Consider the following 21,666-nt stretch of genomic DNA (forward strand, 5'->3'; position numbering starts at 1 on the left):
TCCCCGAGCGGGCTTCTCTAAAATTGGCTCCTCTGACTGGACTCGAACCAGTGACATACGGATTAACAGTCCGCCGTTCTACCGACTGAACTACAGAGGAATCGCTTGAACGGGGCGCATAATAACGATGGCTTATGGCCTTGTCAAAGGCAGATTTCACCTTTTTAATCATTCGTTGAATAAATCGTCATTTCGCGTGGTGCCTGGCGCCTTTTCTCCGCTGGAGGGTCACTCTGCGCGGCGGGCTTCGCCTCCTCTGTCGGCTTCTGGTAGGCTAATCATTGGCTTATTAACCGGATATCCCGATGGACTGGACGACACTGAACCTTAGCGAGGCTGAGGCGGCGGCGGTGAATACACTGTGCCGCTGGCTGGGCGAGAATGATTATGATGGCGGCGACGTTGATGGCATCGTGCTGGCGGGTAATTCGGCGCTGCCGACGCTGGAGGCGGCTTTTACCTTGGCTAAAAGCAGTGGCAGACCGCTGTGGCTGGTGGGCGGTATCGGTCACGCCACGCAGTTTCTGGTGGAGGCGGTCGGCGGCCATCCGCGCTATGCCGGGCTGGCGCTTGAAGGGCGGCCAGAAGGCGAGATCCTTGCTGCGATGGCGGCCTGCTGGGATATTCCCTGCGCGCAGATTTTCACAGAAACCGCATCGCGCAATACCGGCGAGAACGCCGCCTTTAGCCGCCGCCTGATGGCGCAACAAGATTTTCATCCGCGTCGGCTGCTGTTAATGCAGGATCCTCTACTGCAGCGTCGCACCGGCGCCACCTTTTATCACGTCTGGCGCGATGCGTTGCAGCCACCGCAGTTCATTAACTGGCCGGGCTGGGCGCTGCAAATTGAACCCGCCGCATCGGGCTGGCGTACCGTGGGCTGTCCCGCCCCCTGGGACGCAGAGCGATTTTTTGCGCTGATGATGGGGGAGATCCCGCGCCTGCGTAATGATGAAAAGGGCTATGGTCCGCGCGGGCAGGGGTTTATTGGTGAAGTTCTTATTCCGGCGCAGGTTGAGCAGGCCTGGCAGCGACTGCGTCAGCATGGGTTCGGTACGTCAAGGCTGTGAGCGGAGAAGGGCAGGATGGAAAAAGAAATCGTTCGCGATCTGGAAAAGCTGGAGGCATTGTACGGCAAGCCGACCCAGCCATCGCTGGTTAAAGAAGTGACCTATATTCACCCGCTGTATCGTCCGTGGATTGAAAAGTCGCCGTTTGTCGCGCTGGCCACCGCCGGGCGTGGCGGGTTGGACGTATCGCCGCGCGGCGATACGCCAGGGTTCGTTGAAATTGAAGATGACAATACCCTGCTGCTACCGGATCGGCGCGGCAATAACCGGCTCGACAGCTTGCGTAATCTGATTGAAGACGATCGTATTGCGCTGCTGTTTCTTGTTCCCGGCCTCGGCGAGATGCTGCGGATAAACGGCCGCGCGGAAATTGATATCGCCCCGGCGCTGCTGGCGCGATTCGTTCACGATGGTGTGCCGCCGCGTTCAGTGCTGCGTATTCACGTTGAGTCGGTCTTTTTTCAACGCGGACGGGCCGCCCTGCGTTCAGGTCTGTGGCTGGCGGAAAGTCAGATAGCCAGCGGCGTGCTGCCCTCGCCGGAGGCGATTCTCAAGGCCATCGGTAGCGAGCAGCCAGACCCCCGCGCATCGCGCGGCTCCGGCGGCTGAACACGCTTTCCCTACGCGCCGGGCTGCCCGTGGCTCGGCGGTCTGCCAGTCGCTTCACCGCCGCCTCGCAATTTTTATCTGACTGCGAGCCAGCACGAGATCCGCGCCTGCGAAGCGTGCCGCCATCAGGCAGGCCCGCGAGCCGGCTCACACTCCTGCGATAAACGCCTGGTGTTTCTTCCCGGCAAAATTATATTGCTCACTCAGGGTGGCAAGGAGCGTTGAGCATGACAAATTACTATCTCGGAGTGGACGTTGGGTCCGCCAGCGTGCGCGCCGGGCTGTACGACGCCGACGGCCAGCGTCTGGCATTCAGTACCCGACCAATTCAGCAGTTTCACAGTGAGGACAATCACGTTGAGCAGTCTTCTGCTGAAATCTGGCAGGCAGCGTGTGCGGCAACGCGCGAGGCCGTTGAACATGCTGGCATCGACGCCCGGCAGATCAAAGGCCTGGGGTTTGATGCCACCTGTTCGCTGGTGATGCTCGACGGGCAGGGCGAAGCGCTGTCGGTGTCGCGCAGCGGCGAGGCGCAGCGCAATGTCATTATGTGGATGGATCATCGCGCGACGGATGAGGCCGCGCAGATTAACGCCACCGGCGACGAGGCGCTGCAATACGTCGGCGGCGCGGTCAGCGTTGAGATGGAGTTGCCAAAAATTCTCTGGCTGAAGCGCAACATGCCGGCGCAGTATCAGCGCTGCGGGCGGCTGTGGGATCTGGCGGACTTTATGGTCTGGCGCGCGACCGGCGAGGACGTGGCCAGCGTCTGCACCCTGACCTGCAAATGGAACTATCTGGCCCACGAAAGCCGCTTTAGCGCCAGCCTGCTTCAGGCGGTGGGGCTGGAAGATTTAGCCGCGCGCCTGCCGGTGGGCATCCTGCCGCTTGGGGAAAAAGCCGGCGCGCTGAGCGCCAGCGCGGCTCAGGAGATGGGGCTGGCGCCCGGCATTGCGGTCGCCAGCGGCATTATCGACGCCCACGCTGGCGGGCTGGCGCTGGTCGCTGCGCAGCCGCAAGGCAGCCTGGCGCTAATCAGCGGCACGTCTAACTGCCATATGATCGTCAGCCGCGACCCTTTCATGGTCCCTGGCGTCTGGGGGCCATACTGGAATGCCATGATCCCAGGCTGGTGGCTGAGTGAGGGCGGTCAGAGCGCCGCCGGTTCGCTGGTGGAGTGGACGCTGCATCAGCATGCGTACTGGGCGCAGACGCAGCAGCAGGCCCGTCAGCGGGCGATATCACCCTGGCAGCTGCTTAACGAGTGGGTGGCGGACCTGGAGCTGCGGCAGCGCTGGCCGACGCAGCATCTGCACGTGCTGGGCGATCATCATGGCAATCGTTCGCCGCGCGCTAATCCGCAGGCGCGAGGAATGGTGATGGGGCTGACGCTGGAGCAGGGGCAGGACGGCCTGGCGCGCCTCTATCTGGCAACGCTGCAGGCGGTAGCGCTGGGTACCCGCCACATTATTGACGCGCTGACGGCGGCGGGGCAGCGCATCGAGCGGCTGGTATTGTGTGGCGGCGCTACCCGTAATCCGCTGTGGCTGCGCGAATATGCTAATGCTACCGGGCGCACCCTGCATCTGATGGATGATGATGATGCGGTTACGCTGGGCGCCGCGCTGATGGGGGCCGTGGCCAGCGGCGAGTGCGCCGACTTCCGGCAGGCGGCCGGCCGGATGGTTAAGCCCGGCAGAACCATTGCCGCAGATGCCGACCAGCGCGCCTTTTTCGACGCGAAATATCAGGTTTACCTGCAGATGTATGACGATCAGCAGCGCGCGATGGCGCTGATGCAGGGCTTCAGCGACTAAGAGCGCCGGGTGCAGCGCGGGCCGGGCGGGCGCTGCGCCTTGACGGGGGCTATCAGCTGGCTGGCTGAGCCAGAGCTAACTGACGTCCACCCGCGCGTCGCGTAGCGCGGCGGCAAGCTCCTCGTCCAACTGACCGTCAACCACCAGCGTGCTGGCCAATGACAGATCGCCGATGGCAAATGCCGATGCGGAGTTCAGCTTTTCATGGGAAGCCATCACCACGGTTTCGGCGGCGCGCGCCGCTAATGCCCGCTTAACGCAGGCCTCTTCGTAATCACCGGTGGTAAAGCCTGCCGCCGGATGCACGCCGGTTACCCCCATAAAAAACAGGTCGGCATTAAACTGCTCAATTGCCTCGCGCATCGCTGCGCCGACGGTAACCACCGAATGGCGAAACAGCCGGCCGCCAATAATGATCACTTCCACCAGCGGATAATCGATCAAGCCAACGGCAATGCCAGGGCTGTGGGTAATGGCGGTAAAAGCCAGATCGCCTGGCAACTGACGTACCAGCTCGGCGGTGGTCGTACCGCCATCAATCATTACTACCTGTCCCGGCTGAATGAGCTTTACCGCTTTTTCTGCTACCCGGCGCTTTGCTTCTTTTTGCACGTTTTTTCTTGTTTCAAACGGCGCAATGGCTGCCGAGACCGGCAGCGCGCCACCGTGTACGCGTTGTAGTAGGCCTTCTGCGGATAACTCTCTTAAATCACGGCGTATTGAGTCCTCGGAGATGGAGAACCTTTGGCTTAGCTCACCGGAAATAACCTGTTTTTCCTGCGCCAATATCTGCAGTATGAGCTGTTTTCTCTGGCTCGCCAGCATACTTTCTATTCCCGTTTATTCTTGATTGTGCATGAATTTGCATGTTACCGTGCTTCTTGTCATTTAGCGAGGATATAAAAATGCATTCACAGTCACAACGCGTACGTAATATTACCGAAACGCTGCTCTCCGATAACTGGTATCTGCTGAAGAAATATCGTTTTGAATTACTGCGCCGCGATGGCAGCTGGCAGGAACAAACGCGTGAGGCTTACGATCGTGGCAATGGCGCGGTGATACTGCTGTATAACAAACCCAAAAACAGCGTGGTATTAACCCGCCAGTTCCGCTTTCCCGCTTTTATCAATGGCCACCAGGGATTCCTGATCGAAGCCGCCGCTGGCCTGCTGGATAATCTGTCACCGGAGGCGCGGATTATCAGCGAGGTGGAAGAGGAGACCGGTTTTTGCGTCAGTCAGATGGAGAAGGTATTTGAGGCCTATATGAGTCCTGGCTCGGTGACGGAAAAATTGTACTTTTTTATTGCCGAATACAAGGATCGGGATCGCAGCGGTGATGGTGGTGGTATTGCTGATGAGGGTGAAGATATTGAAGTGCTGGAGTGGCCGTTTGCCCAGGCCCTGAGTGCCATCAAAAGTGGTGAAATCATGGATGGTAAAACCATTATGCTGTTGCAATACCTGGCGCTTAACGGCGTTCTGTCGCAGGAGTAAGCCATGCTGATTCTCATTGCCGGTCCGGTAAAAAGCGGTACAAACGGTGAACAGACGCTGATCACAGCCAACCTTAACAGGCTGCGCGACGTGGCGCTTGAGGTTTATTATAAGGGGCATACGCCGGTCATCGGCGAATGGCTGGCAATACCGCTGGCTGAGGCGGCAGGCTCGCAGCGCATCGGCGACGACATTAGCGACGCTTTTCTCTATCCGGTGGCACGCAGGCTCATCCACGCCTGTGATGCCGTAGTACGCATTGCGGGCGCCTCGCAGGGCGCGGATAACGACGTGCGCCTTGCCCGTGAGCTCGGCCTGCCGGTGTTCAGCCACCCCGATGAGATTGATTCGCCGAGGCGCTGAATTCCACCGGCGTGCATCGACCGTTGTTGCTTAAAAGATAATTTGTAATAGTAGCGCTCTACCAGCCTGCGCCGTTACCCGGCCATTTGCCGTTCCAGGGAGAAACTATGACTTCACAGGTTACGATCGTTGGCGCCGGTTTAGGCGGCCTGATGCTGGCCCGCATCCTCCAGGTTCACGGAATTAACTGCTGCGTTTATGAGGCGGAAGCATCATCAATAGCCCGCTCGCAGGGCGGTTTGCTTGATATTCATGATTATAACGGCCAGCTGGCGCTGCAGGCGGCCGGGCTGATGGCGCCGTTTCGTCGGCTGATCCTTGAAGGCCACCAGGCGACCCGGGTACTCGATAAGCACGCCGTGGTGCTGTTCGATAAGCCGGATGACGGCGAGGGCGGCCGCCCTGAAGTCTATCGCGGCGAACTGCGCCAGATGCTGCTTGACTCGCTGGCGCCGGAAACCGTGCGCTGGGGCAAAAAGCTGACGCAGGTGCGGGAGAGCGGGGAGGGGCGCTACCAACTGACTTTTGCCGACGGCGAAACGCAGGAAACCGGCCTGCTGGTGGGGGCCGATGGCGCCTGGTCAAAGGTGCGACCACTGCTGTCAGACGCCCGGCCTGAATATATCGGCACCTCGTTTGTTGAAACCTGGCTGTATGACAGCGATAAGCGTTATCCGGCAACCGCCGGTGCGGTTGGCGGCGGCTCAATGTTTTGCCTGGCGCCGGGTAAGGGGATCATGGCACATCGGGAAAAACACGGCACGCTGCACGCCTATATCTCCCTGAACCAGCCGCAGGCATGGTTTGCCGCCCTTGATTTTAGCGCCGTCGCCGCGACGCGCGCCCGCATCGCCGAGGCGTTTTCCGGCTGGGCGCCGGCGCTGACTGCCCTGATTACCGATGGCGATACGCCGCCGGTGCTGCGCACCCTCTACGCGCTGCCGACTGAACATCACTGGCCGCGCCGTAAGGGGGTGACGCTGATCGGTGATGCCGCCCATCTCGCCGGCCCTAACGGCGAGGGCGCCAATCTGGCGATGCTGGATGCCGCCGAGCTGGCTGCGGCTATTGTCGCGCACCCGGGAGACGTAGAGGCGGCGCTACTGGCCTATGAAAGCAGCATGTTTCCGCGTGCCGCCGAAGCGGCGCGCGAGGGGGCCGGGCTGTTTAATACTCTGTTCGGTGAAGATGCCCCCCGGTCGCTGGTCAGCGCCTTCAACGAGTGGGACCCGCAAGGGTGAACGGGTCGCCGCGGCGGGAGAGCTGATAGTGGAATTCTATGATTGTGACTATCCAAGATTTCCTGTTAACCGGCGATGAAAGTCACTGCTGCGGTCATCCAGGCCCGTTATCACAACCTCGATGCCATGCTTCTCATATCGATACTGAATTCCGTCCAGTGCAGCCACGCTGGATGCATCCCATATCTGAGCGTGGCTCAGGTCAATAACGACGTTTTTGGGGTCGAGGGCATAGTAAAAATGCTCAAACAGGTCATTGCTGCTGGCAAAAAATAGGGGGCCGTGAACCTGGTAATGTGCCGTTTCGCCATCACTGCTGATAGTGCGTTCGGCGTAGATCACATGCGCTATGCGGCGGGCAAACAGCATCATCGCGGCGATTACGCCCGCCAGTACCCCCAGTGCCAGATTGCTGCTCCAGACGGTTACGGCAACGGTCAAAACCATCACCGCCGTTTCAGACCAGGGCATACGTTTCAGCGTTGCTCTTTGCAGGCTGTGCCAGTTGACCGTTTTAACGGCGACCACCACCATAATTGCCGCCAGAACGACCATAGGGATTTTAGCCATGATTTCGCTCAGGCCGGTGACCAGAATCAGCAGCGTCAGACCGGCGGTAACGGTAGAAATTCGGCTACGCGCTTTGCCCATTTCAACGTTGACGACAGTTTGCCCAATCATGGCACAGCCTGCGATGCCACCGTACAGCCCTGCCAGAATGTTGCCGATACCCAGTCCCCAGGATTCCCGGCTTTTACTGGAATGAGTATCCGTTAAATCGTCTACCAGCTTTGCCGTCAGCAGGGACTCCATTAAGCCAACAAAGGCGACGCTTAACGCGGCCGGCCAGATAATCCTCAACGTATCAAGATTTAACGGCACGCTAAGTTCGGTGAAGCCAGGAAGGCCGGGTGCCATAGAACCTTCATCACCCACGTTCGCAACGTTTAATCCCAGAACAAGTACCATTCCCGTTACCACCATAATTGCGATCAGTGGTGACGGGATGTTTTTAAGAACGCGGGGGGCCAGCAGGACGATCGCCAGCGTCAGCGCAAACATGCTCCAGACAACGATGTCTCGCCCCCAGAAATGCGGAACCTGTGCAAAAAATATCAGGATGCCCAGGGCATTGACGAATCCAATCATGACGGAGCGGGGAATGTATCGCATCATGCGCGCGAGGCCAGTTAAACCAAAAATTATCTGTATTATCCCGGCAAGAATCACCGCGGGCAGTATGTATCCTACGCCGTGAGCATGCACCATCGGGCCAATAACTAATGCGATTGAGCCTGCTGCGGCAGACACCATGGCCGGACGACCACCCAGAATTGAAAGTGACAGGCAAAGCACAACGGATGCAATCAGGCTGACTTTAGGGTCGACGCCGGCAATAACGGAAAACGAAATGACTTCCGGGATCAAAGCCAGGGCTGTCATCACACCGGCCAGACACTCACGGGTTAAGAGTGAGGGGGATTTTAATACATGTGAGACGCGCATCTGCCTTTCAGGCGGCAGGGTGTTACCAGATTGCATGTTCCAGGTCCTTAATAGTTATCGCTTGAACGCGCAAGAATGAGTAAAGCAGGCAGCATCTGACTGGACAGACCAGGACCTGATATTCAGAAAAAGTAATAAATACGCGGATAAATCCCTACGGAAGTATTCCCATATGCGCTTCGGGCGGGACCCATTTCCGCCATCAAAAAATAACATTCTGATTCTCAGGTTGAGTTATAGCCAGCTTATGAAACGGGCCAAATTTTATGTACAGCAGTCACATCCCTGGATGGGGTGTAGCAGAGGGGGCATTAAGCCTTTCTCAGTACGATAAAAGGGAAATTCAGGGTGGCGTAATATGCATTGCAGCTTAAGATCCTGTACTGATTAATAATTGAGAGAATCTGTCGGCCTGCCTGACAGGTATCCGCAGATTTAATCCATTTTACGAGAAAATCCTACTTATAGACACACTGGTTTTTCGGGAGATTACCGTTTCTTTTCAGCGTGGGCGGATTAGTTAAAAAACCTACAAGCAGATGCCAGCATGATTTTAAATATCTATTCGCTGACGGTGCCGTTTACAAGTACGGCTAAGGGAACGCGCTTTTCGCTGCTGCAATGTAGGTCGACTGTAGTGTTTAACGTTGAGATACCAGTGACGGAGTCGCCCGGTTTAAAGAAATCCAGACCGTTGGCACCGAAGAGCTTAAAAAAGTATTGGGTGGTGCAGGAATATGGGTTTCTGTGCCGGAAAGAGATATACAGGACGCTCTATAATTGAACTAGCCTGAACCCGGATGTGATGGCCAATTTTCCCGATGTGGAGGGTAAAATCAAAATGCATCAGGAGGAATTTTCACACTAACCTGTTGAATAAAAAACAGACAGGGGATTGGTACGTTGGCATGAAAACAGGAATTTGGCTCCTCTGACTGGACTCGAACCAGTGACATACGGATTAACAGTCCGCCGTTCTACCGACTGAACTACAGAGGAATCGTTTGAACCGGGCGAATAGTAATGGGGTGGGTGATAAAAGTCAAAGCGCCATTTAACTTTCGCCGTGCGTTTGCTGCTTAATTCAACGATTGGGCACTGTGCAGGGCGGTTAAATCTGTAGCCCGGCCGGTGCCTGATGGCCACATGCGCATTGAACGCTTGCTCGCTGCACACCCTAAACGCATTTTTTGCACCATTGAAGTGCGGCAGACGCGTTGGGTCAATAATGAACAACATAGATTTGTCTGATGAATGGCTTCGTGACTATCAGAAGTGCTTATTTTTCCGCTGCTCATGTCCGCTCTGATAACTAAATCGATATTAAGCAAAATTTGGCACGTCGCTTGCAATGTCTGTTTCAATCAGGTCGGTCGCAGACTGACAACTTATTCCCGGTATAGAGCAGTCATTCGGGCAACCGTGACGGAGGCATTATGAATTTAAGACGGCTTAAGTATTTTGTGAAAATCGTCGATATCGGCAGTCTGACTCAGGCCGCTGAAGTTTTGCACATCGCGCAACCCGCGCTCAGTCAGCAGGTTGCAACCCTGGAGGGTGAGCTTGACCAGCAGCTGCTGATCCGCACTAAACGCGGAGTGACGCCGACCGAAGCCGGAAAAATCCTTTATGCCCACGCCCGCGCTATTTTGCGGCAGTGCGAGCAGGCGCAGCTGGCGGTGGTTAACGCCGGCCAGGCGCTGAACGGGCAGGTTTCAATCGGACTGGCGCCCGGCACCGCCGCTTCATCTCTGACGATGCCTTTACTGCAGACGGTGCGTGAGCAGCTACCGGAAGTGCTGGTCTACTTGCATGAAAACAGTGGCTCTTCATTGAATGATAAGGTCATGCATGGTCAGCTGGATATGGCGGTACTTTACGATCGCGCGCCCACGGCAGGTATTACCAGTACCATGCTGCTGAAAGAGGAGCTTTATCTGATCGGTGCCGGCGACAGTCCGGGGCATAACGTTGATCTGGCCGATGTTGCACAGATGAATTTGTTTTTGCCACGAGATTACAGCGCGGTGCGTAAGCGCGTGGATGAAGCTTTCTCGCTGCGCCGGCTAAGTGCGCGCATTATAGGTGAGATTGAGTCAATCTCGACGCTGACCGCGGCAGTCGCCAGCGGTATGGGCGTCACGGTGCTGCCGGAATCCGCCGCGCGCGTTTTGGTCAGCTCAACGAATGCCTGGATGTCGCGTATTACCAGCCCGACATTAAATTTGCCGCTGTCGCTGAATGTCTCTTCCCGCCTGCCGCTTTCACCTTCGGCACAGGCGGTTAAAAATATTCTGCTATCGCTGCTGAGTAAGCCGACGATTGAAGACCGGGAGCTGATGCTGGTGGGTTAGGTATAGCTAGCGCTAGCCTGCCCGTCGGAGAGTGGTCCGGCTCTCATTTACTTCACTGCAATGACGATCTCGTTTGCCTGCCAGCGGGTGCTTTATTTACACCCGCAGCGGGCTACCCTCAGATTACCGCTATCGGTGGATGTCCTGCATTACGCATAACTATTGCCGGTTTATTATTCCCTTAAGGTATATAAAAAGTTTTTTTATTATTTGTTGTGCGATAAAAGGCTGCTTAACATCGGGATAAATATTACTCCCGAGGAGAGAATTGCGTGAACTTCCAGCAGCTCAAAATTATTCGTGAAGCCGCACGCTGCGACTTTAATCTTACTGAAGTCGCTAATACCCTCTACACCTCGCAGTCCGGCGTTAGCCGACACATACGCGACCTTGAAGATGAGCTGGGCGTTGAGCTGTTCATTCGCCGGGGTAAGCGCCTGCTGGGAATGACTGAGCCGGGAAAGGCGCTGCTGAATATCGCCGAACGCATTCTTGATGAAGCCAGTAAGGTACGTCGACTTGCTGACGTATTCAGCAGTGAAACCAGTGGTGTGTTGACCATTGCCACAACCCACACCCAGGCCCGCTACAGCCTGCCGCGCATAATTAAAGCGTTTCGCGCCCTGTGGCCGAATGTACGACTGGAGTTGAATCAGGGCTCGCCTCAGGAAATAGTGGCTATGCTGCTGGCCGGCGAGGCGGATATTGGCATTGCCAGCGAGCAGCTGACTAATCACGAAGGCATCAGCGCATTCCCGTGGTTCAGCTGGCACCATGCGCTGCTGGTGCCGCAGGGGCACCCATTGCAGCAACAGCAGCCTGTTACGCTTAGCGCCCTGAGTCGCTATCCGCTCATTACCTACCGGCAAGGTATCACCGGGCGTTCCCGCGTTGACCGCGCTTTTCAGCAGGCGGGATTGATGCCTGATATCGTCCTCAGCGCGCAGGATTCCGACGTAGTAAAAACCTATGTCGAATTGGGTCTTGGCGTTGGTATTCTGGCAGAGCACGCCTGCAACATTGACGCGCCGGGTGAAGGATTAGCGACGCTGAATGCCCGCGAGCTGTTTGAACCTAACACCGTCTGGTTGGGTATTCGCCGTGGTCAGCTACAGCGTAATTACGTCTGGCAGTTTATTGAACTGTGCAACGCTAATTTGTCGCTGGAGGAAATTAAACGACAGGCGCTGTCAGATGATAAATCGGAAGCGCCAGTGATTGATTTTCAGATTTGAAGAGAAAACGATGACTCAAGTCGTTACAGGAATTGAATAGCTTCCTCTTATTTAGCCAACTTATTAAGTTAAAATGGTTTAATAAAGGTTAAATCGGTGTTGGTTTAACTTTGAAGATTTTCTTGTTCTTTTTTCTCCAGCCATAATGAAACGTCAGCGGAAATATCATAGGCCAGCCCAATTAATGAATGCGCCTGTTTTTTTGGCATGGCTTCCATATTGCTAAATATAAGTTCTAATAAGTTTTGTAAATTGTTCGCCGAAATTGCAATTTCGTCAATGCGTATATCCTTATTGCCATTATACCTGGTCACAGAAGTACTCCTTACCCGCAGATATGATGTGAGGCCTGAAATTACATGAACTTCTGGTCAGAGGCGGCCTTATGTCAGACTAAAATTTAATCATATGTTTTGCCAGTTTAACGTAAATGGCCGACTGGACAAGCGTATCATGCAGGAAGAATACCTTAGGGTATATTAAACATTCAATACCCAAAGATCATATTTAAGGTAACAGATCAAGCTAACGCGTTGCACATCAAAATGTGGTGGGGGCCAGAGCTACACTCAAAGGGTTTGCCTCAGGCAAAGTAAATTCTGGCTTCGATGGCGACGGCGATAACACTACAGGCGTCACCCAGTGGGATAAGCGGAAAGGCCGGGTTGAGGGCTTTCAGGTACCAGAATCCTGCATCGCTGATTAATTTTTTAAACGTTACTTCGCCGCTGTTTGCCATCTTTGCAAGGACCAGACTATCGATAACCGCTTTCTTTTCGCTATCAAACAGGATCAGCATCCCTTCGGGGATACTTAATCCGACGCTTGAGGTCATAGAGTCTCCGTGCATTTTTAGCCAGAAGGCATCACCAATTACCGGCGTGCCTGAGTCATACCACTCCAGCTCTTCCACTGAGATGTGCTGTGGGTTGGGCCAGTTTGCGGCCTGTTCCCAGCTGAGCAGGGGAAATTGTTGTACCTGGGGAGGATTATTGGCGGTAGACAGGCGACAACCCTCGCTGATAAGACCATCCATCCAGCCTCTTGGTAGGTTGAAAGCTTGCTCTATGACTTCCATCATTTCATCAGCTATACGCTTTCTGCCAGCCTTATTTTCAGCATACAGCATTCTTGAAACGTATGAAGGCTCCCGCTCTATACGACGGGCCAGCTCAACGATTTTTCCGTTACAGAACTCATCCCGTAACTGCTGCAGGCGCCGACGGCGCTTCTCAAACTTGTCCATGAATCCAATGTAAACGTTACTTATCTGCAGGTAAATTACCTATAGGTATTGAAAGTGAAAAAACCTACAGGGTATATTTTATACCTAGAGTTTTGAAGAGAAAATGTATTGTTAAATAGACATTGGGTAAAAGGAGAGTAAAAATGCGTGATATTCAAAAGGTCCTGCAACGTTGGGGGAGCTGGGCGGCAGGAGATGGCGGGCATCTCGGCTATGCGTCACTCGCTGCGGGATTCAAGGGGTTGTTGGTCAATAGCAGCAAATCAAGAAGCCGGTGCTGTGATGATGATGGTCTTATTGTCAGTTCTGCAATGAACTGCCTTAAGAAAAGAAATGCTTATTTATGTACTCTGCTGGAGATGCACTATATCAAAGCCATGTCCGTGCGGCTGATGGGTAAAAAGCTTGGTGTTTCCCATAATCAAGTTGCCACCCGCCTGCAGTCAGCTGAAGGATTTATTGATGGCTGTCTCGCGGTATTGGATATCAAGCTGGAGATGGACAAATACTGTCAAAAAGAAAAAATTTTAGAGATTCCACTTAAAAAAGTTGTGTAATGACAATAAGGCCATTAACCTGTTTATAGTGATTATTTAGTTAGCGCATAACTGTCTAATGACTCATTAATTTTAACCTTCTGACCGGCATTGCATTAACGCTAAATAAATGTGGTGGTATGATGACAGACTCCACTGCAGACTGGTTGTTACTCGTATATGTTAATAAACTGTAATATTTCGGCCTCACAAGGCTGGATTAGAATTCATTCAAAACAATTTCTGTCTGATAGAATTCAACTATCCAGTTAATGGTTAATTAATCGTTTATAAATATGTTTGCTCAATTAAGCGTATCAATAATTCCGGCTACGCCGGCATTATTGATACGTGAGTAAAACTGTATGGGCAGTTTTAGCGCGTTTAATGCTAATGCATCAGTTGCAAGTTGGGGTTTATCGTATGAATATCAGTAGCAATGGAATAATTTTAATTAAAACCTTTGAAGGCTGCAGCCTCCAGGCCTATCAGGATACGGCTGGAGTCTGGACGATTGGCTATGGCTGGACCGGCCTGGTTAACGGCGAGCCGGTGAAGGAAGGGATGAGCATTACCCGGCAGCAGGCTGATGAATTACTCGTTGAGGGCATCCAAAAATATGAGTCGGGCGTAAGAGGCGAAGTGACGGTCAATTTAACGCAGTGGCAGTATGATGCTTTAATTAGCTTTACTTACAATGTTGGAATAGCCAGCTTTACAGATTCAACACTATTAAAAAAATTGAATGCCGGGCAGTATCAAAGCGCCGCAGATGAGTTTTTACGCTGGCATAACGCCGGTGGCGAAGTTGTTTTTGGTTTGATATTGCGACGCGCATATGAACGTGACAGATTTTTAGGCTATACCCAATAGCTAACGCCATCATTTTTCATCGTCGTAATAGGTTGGCAAAAAAATATACTCCTGCTTTTATAAGTTGAGGAGGTGAAATAATAAGCGGAATAAATAAGCAACGTTCTTATGCTTTAATCAAAAACGGCGGTGAAAAAAGAGAGTAAATAACTTGATAACTACAGGCGAGTATTCAGATGACTGGTCTTATTTTATATAGGGGAAACTATGAGCGGTGAATTTAATTCATGGCTTCATCTAATGCGTATTTTAAACAGCTGGTGGCGAGGTGAAACGCCCCTGGGGGGCGTCGTCATGGCTATCGTGATGGCTACATTGCGCATTGCCTATACGGGGGGGGAGCAGAAAAAAAATGATCCTTGGAGGCCTGCTTTGCGGCGCGTTAACGCTAGCCTTCGTATCTTGCTTTGAATATATGCATTTGCCGAAAGTGCTTTCGATAGCGATTGGCGGTGGCATCGGGTTTGTGGGCGTTGATGCCTTACGCTCCGTGCTGCTAAAGGTGATCAAATGTCGCTTTGGCGTTGATAAGTAAATGATCTTGCTAAGTTAACGTAAAGCATCTCTATTTTTCTTAGTCTGAAAATACCTGCTGCGATATTCGACTTGTTATAATAGGTGGTTTCTTTCGGAGAATAAAAATAATCTGAATTTATATCAGGTTTATTGCGTCATGATAAATTTAAAATGGTTTATGTTGATACTGGTACCGCTATTGTTTTTTATCGGGCTTGGGCAGTACTACCGCCAGGAAAAAAACGCGCTGCTCGATAAACAAAAATATTATATTGCCCTGACAACGCGTCAGCAGCAAGACATTCACGCTATGCAGCAAGCCCGACAAAGTGCGGCGGAGCTTGATAAAAAAAATATGGAGGAGCTGATTGATGCCACTGGTGAAAATGACAGCCTGCGTCGCCTGCTTGCTGATGGTAGGCGGGTGCGCGTCGCAGGAAAATGTACCCAATTGCCACACGCTAGCTCCGGCGCCAGCAGCATGGGCGATGCGCCCGGCATCGAACTCTCTGCTATTGCTGGACAAAACATTCTCGCTATCCGGGCCGGTATTATCAGCGACCGGCAAAAAGTGAAGTATCTGCAGCAATATATACGTCAATTTTGTGCTAATTAGCCCCCAGCATCTTACAGTAGATAAACTAGTGTCGATTAAAAAATATTATTTTTATCGCGACATATTTAATCGGGCGCTAATTCATTTTTATCACTCAATGACAGTATTCATTGCGTTTACTTCTGGTGAATAGGGTTATCGGACAACAAAATTCTGGAGGTTTTTTTATGAAACAAATGGAGTTGGCCTATGGCTGATATTCGATGTATGGCTGAATATAACGGCAATACTATTACGGCGTTGAAAGCAATTCCCTGGGTTGCCTATGCTGGCAATTACCCGACCGATAATTCGGCTCATGCCGGCAAACTGCCTACACCGGCGGTGTGGTTCCGGGTCAACGGATGGTCGGCGGGTAAAAACAGCGAGGAATCCTGCGCCGTGGATTTATCCTGTGAACTATTCGTTATTACCGATCTTGAGGCCGCTGATGACGAAAACCCACAGATTAAGAGTGAGCAGGCCGCAGCGGATATAACCGCCTGGCTGATGGAGCAGGTGTTCTGTTCCCCTGCCGCCGCCCCGCCGGTTTTTCAGTTGGCGAAGCGTGATGCCGACGAACTGCGTCTTGCCGGCTATCAAGTCTGGCGTATTGTCTACAGCCAGTTATGCAAAGTGACGGCATATTCGGCGGCGGCTGGTCAGCTTAGCGCAGTGTGGTTGGCGCAGGCTCCCGACGTTGGCAATCAGCATCTGGATAATTATCGTCGTGTCTACGGGAGCGATGCGCATGAGTGAGCTGACCGGCGATCTCCAGCGCAGGCTGGCTAATATAATTCGGCGTGGCGTTATTCATGCCGTACGCCTCGAACCGAGTCCTCAGTGTCAGGTCGATCTGGGTGATATTCTGACTGACTGGCTGCCGGTTTGTCAGGGATTCTCGGGGCCCAATCGCGCCGATATCAATCCCTGCGCGCCAGGAGATGCTGTTACGGTGTTATCTGAAGCTGGAGAGTTGCGTAACGGACGGGTTATTCCTGGCTGGAATACGGTAATCCAGCCGGCACCGGCTGGCAGCGAGACAGAACATATCACGCGTTACGGCGATGGTACTGAAGTTCGCTATAACCGCACCGATCACCGACTGACTATTACGCTGGCAGAGAAGGGATCATACATTATCAAAGGAGAGGGGATACTGGATGGTAACGTGAAGATAACCAATAACCTCAATGTTAATGGCAGCCTGGCGGCGAAGAATAACGTCGCGGATGCCAGAGGCACCATGTCCGCAATGCGGGAAATTTTTAATAATCATAACCATCCTGGCGATAGTGGCGGGATGACCGATAAACCAAATCAGAAAATGTAACCCGCCTCGGCGGGTTTTTTTATGCCTGGAGAATATATGGCGCAATTACATGGAGTTGAAACAATCGAGCTGGTGTCAGGCTCTGTTGAAGTCACGACGGTGCAAACCGCGATTATCGGATTGGTGGGAACGGCCCCGGATGCATCAAAAGGGGTTGCCGCCAGCGGCACATCGGGAACGCCAATCCTTGACAATGCGCTGAGCTTTACCGCTGCGGTCGCAGGCCGTCAGGGTAATCGTATTGCGATACAGGCCATTATCGCGAAACATGAGTCTGGAAAAGAGGCGGTCGGGCAAACGCTGGCAGCCTGGAAAGACGAAACGCTCACCATCACGCTGGCCGTCGATGAGCAGGGTAAAGTAACCGCGACCGCCGCCGATGTTGCGGCGGCGGTGAAGGGGTTAGCTGACTCAGGCGTTGTGGCGGCGATCGTCAGTGATAAGGGGGAAGGTGTGATGGCACCATTCCGGCTTCAGCTGGCGGGTGGCGAGGATGAGCCTTTTCCTCTGAATACGCCGGTAGCCGTAGTGGGTTCGGCCCAGTTGGCCCAGCTTGGAACTCAGGGAACGCTGCCACAGGCGCTATCCGATATGAACGCACAGCGCAATGCGTTGAGCGTCGTTGTTCGGGTTGCGCAGGATAGCGACGCAGAACAACAGCGCGCCGCGATTCTGGCCGGGATTACCCTGCTGGCAAGCAGTAAATCTGTCACTTCTTATCAACCTCGCATTGTCATCGCCACCGGCTTCAGTGAAGACGATGTGGTTGGTAAAGCGCTGGAAAGCGTAGCCGCTAAGCTGCGGGCGATTGCCTACGTAGATTGCGCTTCGCAGGCAACCCAGCAGGAGGTGGTGACGCGCCGTCAGCTGTATGGCGCTCGCGTTGAACTGCTACGACCTCGCGTACAAATCAGTAACCGTATGGGGCAATTAGCCTGGCGCCCTTATTCGGCGTTTGCTGCTGGCCTGCGTGCGCGCATCGATTTTGAAAAAGGTTGGTGGTGGAGCAAGTCTAACCAACAAATCAATAACATCCTGGGCGTTGAGCAAGTTGATGAGTTTATTCTCGGCGATGAGAACTGCGCTGCTAACCTGCTTAATATGCAAAACGTCTCCACTATTATCCGTCGGGACGGCTTCAGACACTGGGGTAACCGCCTGTGCACCAGCGATCCGCAGTGGCATTTTGAGTCGGTACGCCGCACGGCGGACGTTATTGAAGACAGTATCCAGGAAACCATGCTTGGCTATGTCGACCGCCCGCTTGACCGGCAAAATGCGGATGACATCATCGCTACTATTAACGCCTGGATGCGGCAGTTGGTTGGGCTTAAAGCGATTTTCGGCGGCAAGGCGTGGCTGGACGAAGAGCTTAATAGCGCAGAAACGTTGGCTGCTGGCGTGCTTTACATCGACTACGATTTTGGACCCAAATCACCGACTGAACGGATCACGCTTCGTGTCCGGGTCAATAATAAATATGCATTAGAGGAGTTAAAGGCGGCATGAGCATGAATAATACATTACGTGCCTGGACGTTTTTTCGCCAGGGAGTTCGCATTCAGGGCGCGCACGAATTTACCCCGCCCGTACTGAGCATTACTAAAACCGACGTTCGTACAGGCGCGCAGGATGCGCCTATCCCGGTCGATGATGGTATGGAGGCGATGAGCTGTCAGATTAAATTCTACGGCATTGATAGCGATATGCTCGCCAGTTTTGGCTTTACCGGCGGCGGCCCATCTCGTTTTACCGCTTATCAGGGCTATTTGGGTAATGGTATTTCGCTGGGTACCAAAGAAGAAATTGAAGGCTTCGTGACCACTGTAACCCCGGACGCCCGCGGCAATAGCGCGCTGGCGGAAAAAGCGATGACGGTAGATATCGCCGTGACCTATTATCGCCAGACGTTCAATGGGAAAGAGTTGTTTGAAATTGATCCCCAGCGCTTCGTTCGCCGGGTTAACGGCGTAGATACGCTCGCCGGCCTGGCGCTGAATGTTCGACTGTAAACCTAATTATTGATTGACTAAAACGGCCTGCGGGCCGTTTTTTTTGGAGTAGACCATGAATTATCCGACTGAAACCCAGCTGATTACGCTTTATACCCCAATTGACCTGGAAAATGGCCGCGTGCTGGAAACGCTTACCATGCGTGAGCCACTGGTTCGCGATCGCATTGCTTTCGCTAAAGATCGTGGCAATGAGGAAGAAAAGGAAGCGCGGATGATTGCCCAACTGTGCGATCTCAGCGAGGCGCAAATCTGGCTATTAACTGCTGCAGATTATGCCCAGCTTACCGATGCCTTTAACGTTTTTATGCTGCCGCCCGCGAAGCGACTGAAAGCGGATTGATGGATGGCATCAGGTTTCTCGGCCGAAGGCTCTCTTTCTCTTTTGCCGACTACCTGGGCTTGCCTGTGAGCACTTTTACCAAATTACTTAGCGATGAGCTGGAGGCAATTCAGCATGAGTGCAGTAAACCATCAATTTAGCACGGCAATCAACTTTGGTCGCACCATCACGGAAAGCTGGCGACGTAGCGCCACCAGCGTAGAGGCCAGTCTCAATAGGGTGGGTAGTAGCTTAACCTCGCTCAGGAGTAACCAGGCCCGGCTCTCAACGGAAATCCGCCGCTCGATGCTGGCTGGCCAGAATCTGAGTCATCTAAAACGGCAGTACGAGGCAATTTCAGAACGTATACGCAGCACGATTAAACAGCAGCAGGTGCTTAATACCCAGCTGCGTGCCGCAAAACGTCTGGAATGGTTCAAAGGCAAGGGCCTGCGACTACAGCATTTTGCCGGCAGTGCGGTAAAAAAAGGGCTGGTTGATTTCCGGCATGGGCTGCTGGTAATGCTTGGCGATGCGCTGGTGGCACCGATTACTGCTAATCAGCAGACGGTACGTAAGATGATTGCGGCAAGAGGCTATGGTGTCGATATGAAAACCTACGGTGCATGGGATAGCCTCGCCAGCCAGTTTGGCATGAGTGGAGATAGCGTTGGTGCAATGTACGCGCAGTATCGGGATAAGGCGAAGGCGCATCGGCAAACCGGTGGGCATAGCGAATGGGATCGGGCATTAACCGCTCTCGGCCTGGACGCCAGCCAGCTCTCCGGGCTGAGTAGCTTAAACCAGTTTAATCGTATTATCGCCAAAGCTCAGGGGATGCAGGATCAGTCAGAGGCCGGGTCTGCTCTGAGTATACTTCTGGGCCCGGATGCCCCCAGGCTGCTGGCTTTTGTTCAGCAGTCCGGTGAGGCATTCAGCACGCTCGTTATGCAGCAACGCCAATATAACATGGTCACGCAGCAGGGAACGGAAGGCGCATTTCAGGCTAACGCTGCGTTCTCAAACCTGCGTACCGTTTTTTCCTCGGCGGTGACTGAAGTCTCTGGGGTATTGGGAAAAGAGCTGGCGCCGAAGGTGAGTGCTCTGGCTAAAGATCTCGCCGAATGGTTTAAGGCGGGTGGGATTCAAAAAATTACCGGTTTTATTACAAATGAACTTTACCCCCGCATATTAGCGTTTGCTTCAGGCATATGTCTGGTCGGTAAGGTTATTTATGCCATAGCCAGCAAGCTTTCCTTTTTGTTACCCAATATAAACGATGACAAAAAGCATATTCTCACGATGGCCGCTGACGGGAAATCGTTAAAAGAATTGCGCGCTGAAGCAAAAAAAAAGGGGGTGTTGCAGTGGTTTGACAGCAAGGTTAACAGGCCTGGTGTCATTGAAAATATCAAGAAGCAGGTAAACGATGGCTATTTTCGTAGCATGCGCTATATGGCTGCTTTTTCTCCGACGGCGGGAGGTGCTATCAGAGATCAGCTGGTGGCGACGCAGCTGGAAAAAATTGATGGCAAAGATAGCGATGACGCGCCGCTAAGCTGGCAAGCATCGTTAGATAAAGCTCGCGGGGAATTAAAACAGCAATCCTCTGAAAAAGGCATAGCCTCTGCAGATAAGCCGGCAAGTTCGACTGACGGAATGGGACGCTGGCCAACGCTTTCGCAACGGCTTGCAAATGTTGACCGGATGGACGCCTCGTTGGTCAACGATAATCGTTCCAGCAGCTGGCAGATCACCATAAATACCCTGCCGGGCCAGAGTCCGACAGATATTGTGGATACGCTATATAGCCGGGCCGCGGCGCTTAATACCTTTAATGGTAATAACGAAATGTATGATCGGGGAGGTGTCTGGTGATTGGTGCACTTATTCAGCCGCTGGAAGATAACCAGCAGGCTGCCGGCAGCACTGCGCGCGCGCGACAAACGGCCAGTGTCATGATGATGCTCGGTGACTTTGTTTTCTCAATTGATACCACCGCATATAACCAACTGACCCGGGAGGCCAGCTGGCGTTGGAGCAAGCAGGAGCGCATCGGCGGGCAGGATCTGTTGCAATATACCGGTAAAGCGGCCCGCTCTGTAACCTTGAACGGCGAGGTACATGCCAGCCTGGGTAAGGGAATAGATGCCGTCGACGCGCTTTATCGCCTTGCCGACCAGGCCCGGCCTCAGCAACTGGTAAGCGGGGAGGGCGACGTACTTGGCTGGTGGGTATTAACTAATTTTAGTGAAACCACCAACCGTTTTTTACCCGGTGGCGCTCACCGTCATAAAGCCTGGAAGATAACCCTGGAGTACTATGCAGATGATATATCAAACCCATGATGGCGATGTGCTGGATGCCATCTGTGCCGTGCGTTATGGCACAGAAAATCTCTCAGCCCGGGTGACGCAGGTACTGGAAGCAAACCCGGGCCTGGCGGATAAAGGTGCGGTGTTAGCCGCAGGAGTTACGATTAGGCTGCCAGAGTTAGTGCCGGTGGTTGCCCACTCACCGTTTAATTTGTGGGACTAAT

23 protein-coding genes, 2 tRNA genes and 1 pseudogene are annotated in these 21,666 nt (G+C 53.3%); 20 read left to right on the forward strand and 6 right to left on the reverse strand.

Annotated elements, in window-relative coordinates:
• Positions 1 to 24: 24 nt before the first annotated feature.
• Positions 25 to 100, reverse strand: a tRNA-Asn gene (locus BTJ39_RS12010).
• Positions 101 to 305: 205 nt separating this feature from the next.
• Between BTJ39_RS12010 and BTJ39_RS12015 the strand changes: the two genes are divergently transcribed.
• The 3 genes from BTJ39_RS12015 to BTJ39_RS12025 all read left to right on the forward strand — a co-directional run bounded on the left by BTJ39_RS12015 (position 306) and on the right by BTJ39_RS12025 (position 3,496).
• Positions 306 to 1,070, forward strand: coding sequence for a YdcF family protein (locus tag BTJ39_RS12015; RefSeq protein WP_078002944.1), 765 nt, complete (start codon positions 306 to 308; stop codon positions 1,068 to 1,070).
• A gap of 15 nt (positions 1,071 to 1,085) precedes the next feature.
• Positions 1,086 to 1,679 (forward strand): MSMEG_1061 family FMN-dependent PPOX-type flavoprotein, encoded by a 594-nt coding sequence (locus BTJ39_RS12020; RefSeq protein WP_078002945.1) that lies wholly within the window; start codon positions 1,086 to 1,088, stop codon positions 1,677 to 1,679.
• A gap of 227 nt (positions 1,680 to 1,906) precedes the next feature.
• Complete coding sequence (locus BTJ39_RS12025; RefSeq protein ID WP_078002946.1) at positions 1,907 to 3,496, forward strand: FGGY-family carbohydrate kinase; 1,590 nt, start codon at positions 1,907 to 1,909, stop codon at positions 3,494 to 3,496.
• Positions 3,497 to 3,571: 75 nt separating this feature from the next.
• Here BTJ39_RS12025 and BTJ39_RS12030 read toward each other — a convergent pair whose 3' ends face one another.
• Positions 3,572 to 4,321, reverse strand: coding sequence for a DeoR/GlpR family DNA-binding transcription regulator (locus BTJ39_RS12030; protein WP_078002947.1), 750 nt, complete (start codon positions 4,319 to 4,321; stop codon positions 3,572 to 3,574).
• 80 nt (positions 4,322 to 4,401) lie between these two features.
• Between BTJ39_RS12030 and BTJ39_RS12035 the strand changes: the two genes are divergently transcribed.
• The 3 genes from BTJ39_RS12035 to BTJ39_RS12045 all read left to right on the forward strand — a co-directional run bounded on the left by BTJ39_RS12035 (position 4,402) and on the right by BTJ39_RS12045 (position 6,599).
• Positions 4,402 to 4,995 (forward strand): NUDIX hydrolase, encoded by a 594-nt coding sequence (locus BTJ39_RS12035; protein WP_078002948.1) that lies wholly within the window; start codon positions 4,402 to 4,404, stop codon positions 4,993 to 4,995.
• A 3-nt stretch (positions 4,996 to 4,998) separates the two neighbouring features.
• Complete coding sequence (locus BTJ39_RS12040) at positions 4,999 to 5,358, forward strand: NUDIX hydrolase (RefSeq protein WP_078002949.1); 360 nt, start codon at positions 4,999 to 5,001, stop codon at positions 5,356 to 5,358.
• A 107-nt stretch (positions 5,359 to 5,465) separates the two neighbouring features.
• Positions 5,466 to 6,599, forward strand: coding sequence for an FAD-dependent oxidoreductase (locus tag BTJ39_RS12045; RefSeq protein WP_078002950.1), 1,134 nt, complete (start codon positions 5,466 to 5,468; stop codon positions 6,597 to 6,599).
• Positions 6,600 to 6,647: 48 nt separating this feature from the next.
• Here BTJ39_RS12045 and BTJ39_RS12050 read toward each other — a convergent pair whose 3' ends face one another.
• Together BTJ39_RS12050 and BTJ39_RS12055 are read right to left on the reverse strand one after the other, a co-directional pair.
• Positions 6,648 to 8,141, reverse strand: a complete 1,494-nt coding sequence (locus BTJ39_RS12050; RefSeq protein WP_078002951.1) for a SulP family inorganic anion transporter — start codon at positions 8,139 to 8,141, stop codon at positions 6,648 to 6,650.
• An 887-nt stretch (positions 8,142 to 9,028) separates the two neighbouring features.
• Positions 9,029 to 9,104: transfer RNA gene (locus BTJ39_RS12055), tRNA-Asn, on the reverse strand.
• Positions 9,105 to 9,541: 437 nt separating this feature from the next.
• Here BTJ39_RS12055 and nac point away from each other — a divergent pair.
• Together nac and cbl are read left to right on the forward strand one after the other, a co-directional pair.
• The gene (nac, locus tag BTJ39_RS12060) at positions 9,542 to 10,459 is read left to right on the forward strand and encodes a nitrogen assimilation transcriptional regulator NAC (protein WP_078002952.1); all 918 of its coding nucleotides are present in this window, start codon (positions 9,542 to 9,544) and stop codon (positions 10,457 to 10,459) included.
• Positions 10,460 to 10,731: 272 nt separating this feature from the next.
• A complete protein-coding gene (gene cbl, locus BTJ39_RS12065) occupies positions 10,732 to 11,694 on the forward strand; it encodes an HTH-type transcriptional regulator Cbl (protein WP_078002953.1) in 963 nt (320 codons plus the stop codon).
• Between the two features lie 104 nt (positions 11,695 to 11,798).
• Here cbl and BTJ39_RS12070 read toward each other — a convergent pair whose 3' ends face one another.
• Together BTJ39_RS12070 and BTJ39_RS24565 are read right to left on the reverse strand one after the other, a co-directional pair.
• Positions 11,799 to 12,008, reverse strand: a complete 210-nt coding sequence (locus BTJ39_RS12070) for a hypothetical protein (RefSeq protein WP_078002954.1) — start codon at positions 12,006 to 12,008, stop codon at positions 11,799 to 11,801.
• Positions 12,009 to 12,277: 269 nt separating this feature from the next.
• Entirely contained in the window at positions 12,278 to 12,940 is a 663-nt protein-coding gene (locus tag BTJ39_RS24565; RefSeq protein WP_139356342.1) for a LexA family protein, read from the reverse strand.
• 143 nt (positions 12,941 to 13,083) lie between these two features.
• Here BTJ39_RS24565 and BTJ39_RS12080 point away from each other — a divergent pair, with 143 nt between their 5' ends.
• The 12 genes and pseudogenes from BTJ39_RS12080 to BTJ39_RS12135 all read left to right on the forward strand — a co-directional run bounded on the left by BTJ39_RS12080 (position 13,084) and on the right by BTJ39_RS12135 (position 21,665).
• Positions 13,084 to 13,497: an antiterminator Q family protein gene (locus tag BTJ39_RS12080; RefSeq protein ID WP_078002955.1), complete on the forward strand. Its 414-nt coding sequence runs from the start codon at positions 13,084 to 13,086 to the stop codon at positions 13,495 to 13,497.
• Positions 13,498 to 13,899: 402 nt separating this feature from the next.
• Positions 13,900 to 14,349 carry a lysozyme gene (locus BTJ39_RS12085; protein ID WP_078003031.1) on the forward strand — a complete coding sequence of 150 codons (450 nt, stop codon included), beginning with the start codon at positions 13,900 to 13,902 and terminating at the stop codon, positions 14,347 to 14,349.
• A 207-nt stretch (positions 14,350 to 14,556) separates the two neighbouring features.
• Positions 14,557 to 14,884 (forward strand): annotated as a pseudogene (locus BTJ39_RS12090) (phage holin, lambda family).
• A 138-nt stretch (positions 14,885 to 15,022) separates the two neighbouring features.
• The gene (locus BTJ39_RS24335; protein WP_096777725.1) at positions 15,023 to 15,481 is read left to right on the forward strand and encodes a lysis system i-spanin subunit Rz; all 459 of its coding nucleotides are present in this window, start codon (positions 15,023 to 15,025) and stop codon (positions 15,479 to 15,481) included.
• Between the two features lie 189 nt (positions 15,482 to 15,670).
• Entirely contained in the window at positions 15,671 to 16,219 is a 549-nt protein-coding gene (locus tag BTJ39_RS12100; protein ID WP_078002957.1) for a hypothetical protein, read from the forward strand.
• Positions 16,212 to 16,793: a phage baseplate assembly protein V gene (locus tag BTJ39_RS12105; protein WP_078002958.1), complete on the forward strand. Its 582-nt coding sequence runs from the start codon at positions 16,212 to 16,214 to the stop codon at positions 16,791 to 16,793. Before BTJ39_RS12100 ends, BTJ39_RS12105 begins: the two co-directional genes overlap by 8 nt.
• Positions 16,794 to 16,829: 36 nt before the next feature.
• Positions 16,830 to 18,302, forward strand: a complete 1,473-nt coding sequence (locus BTJ39_RS12110) for a phage tail sheath C-terminal domain-containing protein (protein ID WP_078002959.1) — start codon at positions 16,830 to 16,832, stop codon at positions 18,300 to 18,302.
• On the forward strand, positions 18,299 to 18,805 hold the full coding sequence (locus tag BTJ39_RS12115; RefSeq protein ID WP_078002960.1) for a phage major tail tube protein: 507 nt from the start codon (positions 18,299 to 18,301) through the stop codon (positions 18,803 to 18,805). The genes BTJ39_RS12110 and BTJ39_RS12115 overlap by 4 nt, the downstream gene beginning before the upstream one ends.
• Before the next feature lie 55 nt (positions 18,806 to 18,860).
• Complete coding sequence (locus BTJ39_RS12120) at positions 18,861 to 19,148, forward strand: phage tail assembly protein (RefSeq protein WP_078002961.1); 288 nt, start codon at positions 18,861 to 18,863, stop codon at positions 19,146 to 19,148.
• Positions 19,149 to 19,262: 114 nt separating this feature from the next.
• Positions 19,263 to 21,005, forward strand: a complete 1,743-nt coding sequence (locus BTJ39_RS12125) for a hypothetical protein (RefSeq protein WP_139356343.1) — start codon at positions 19,263 to 19,265, stop codon at positions 21,003 to 21,005.
• The gene (locus tag BTJ39_RS12130; RefSeq protein ID WP_338418163.1) at positions 21,002 to 21,475 is read left to right on the forward strand and encodes a phage tail protein; all 474 of its coding nucleotides are present in this window, start codon (positions 21,002 to 21,004) and stop codon (positions 21,473 to 21,475) included. The genes BTJ39_RS12125 and BTJ39_RS12130 overlap by 4 nt, the downstream gene beginning before the upstream one ends.
• A complete protein-coding gene (locus BTJ39_RS12135; RefSeq protein ID WP_078002963.1) occupies positions 21,450 to 21,665 on the forward strand; it encodes a tail protein X in 216 nt (71 codons plus the stop codon). The genes BTJ39_RS12130 and BTJ39_RS12135 overlap by 26 nt, the downstream gene beginning before the upstream one ends.
• Position 21,666: the final 1 nt, after the last annotated feature.

Source organism: Izhakiella australiensis (assembly GCF_002006995.1).
GTDB classification, from domain to species: domain Bacteria; phylum Pseudomonadota; class Gammaproteobacteria; order Enterobacterales; family Enterobacteriaceae; genus Izhakiella; species Izhakiella australiensis.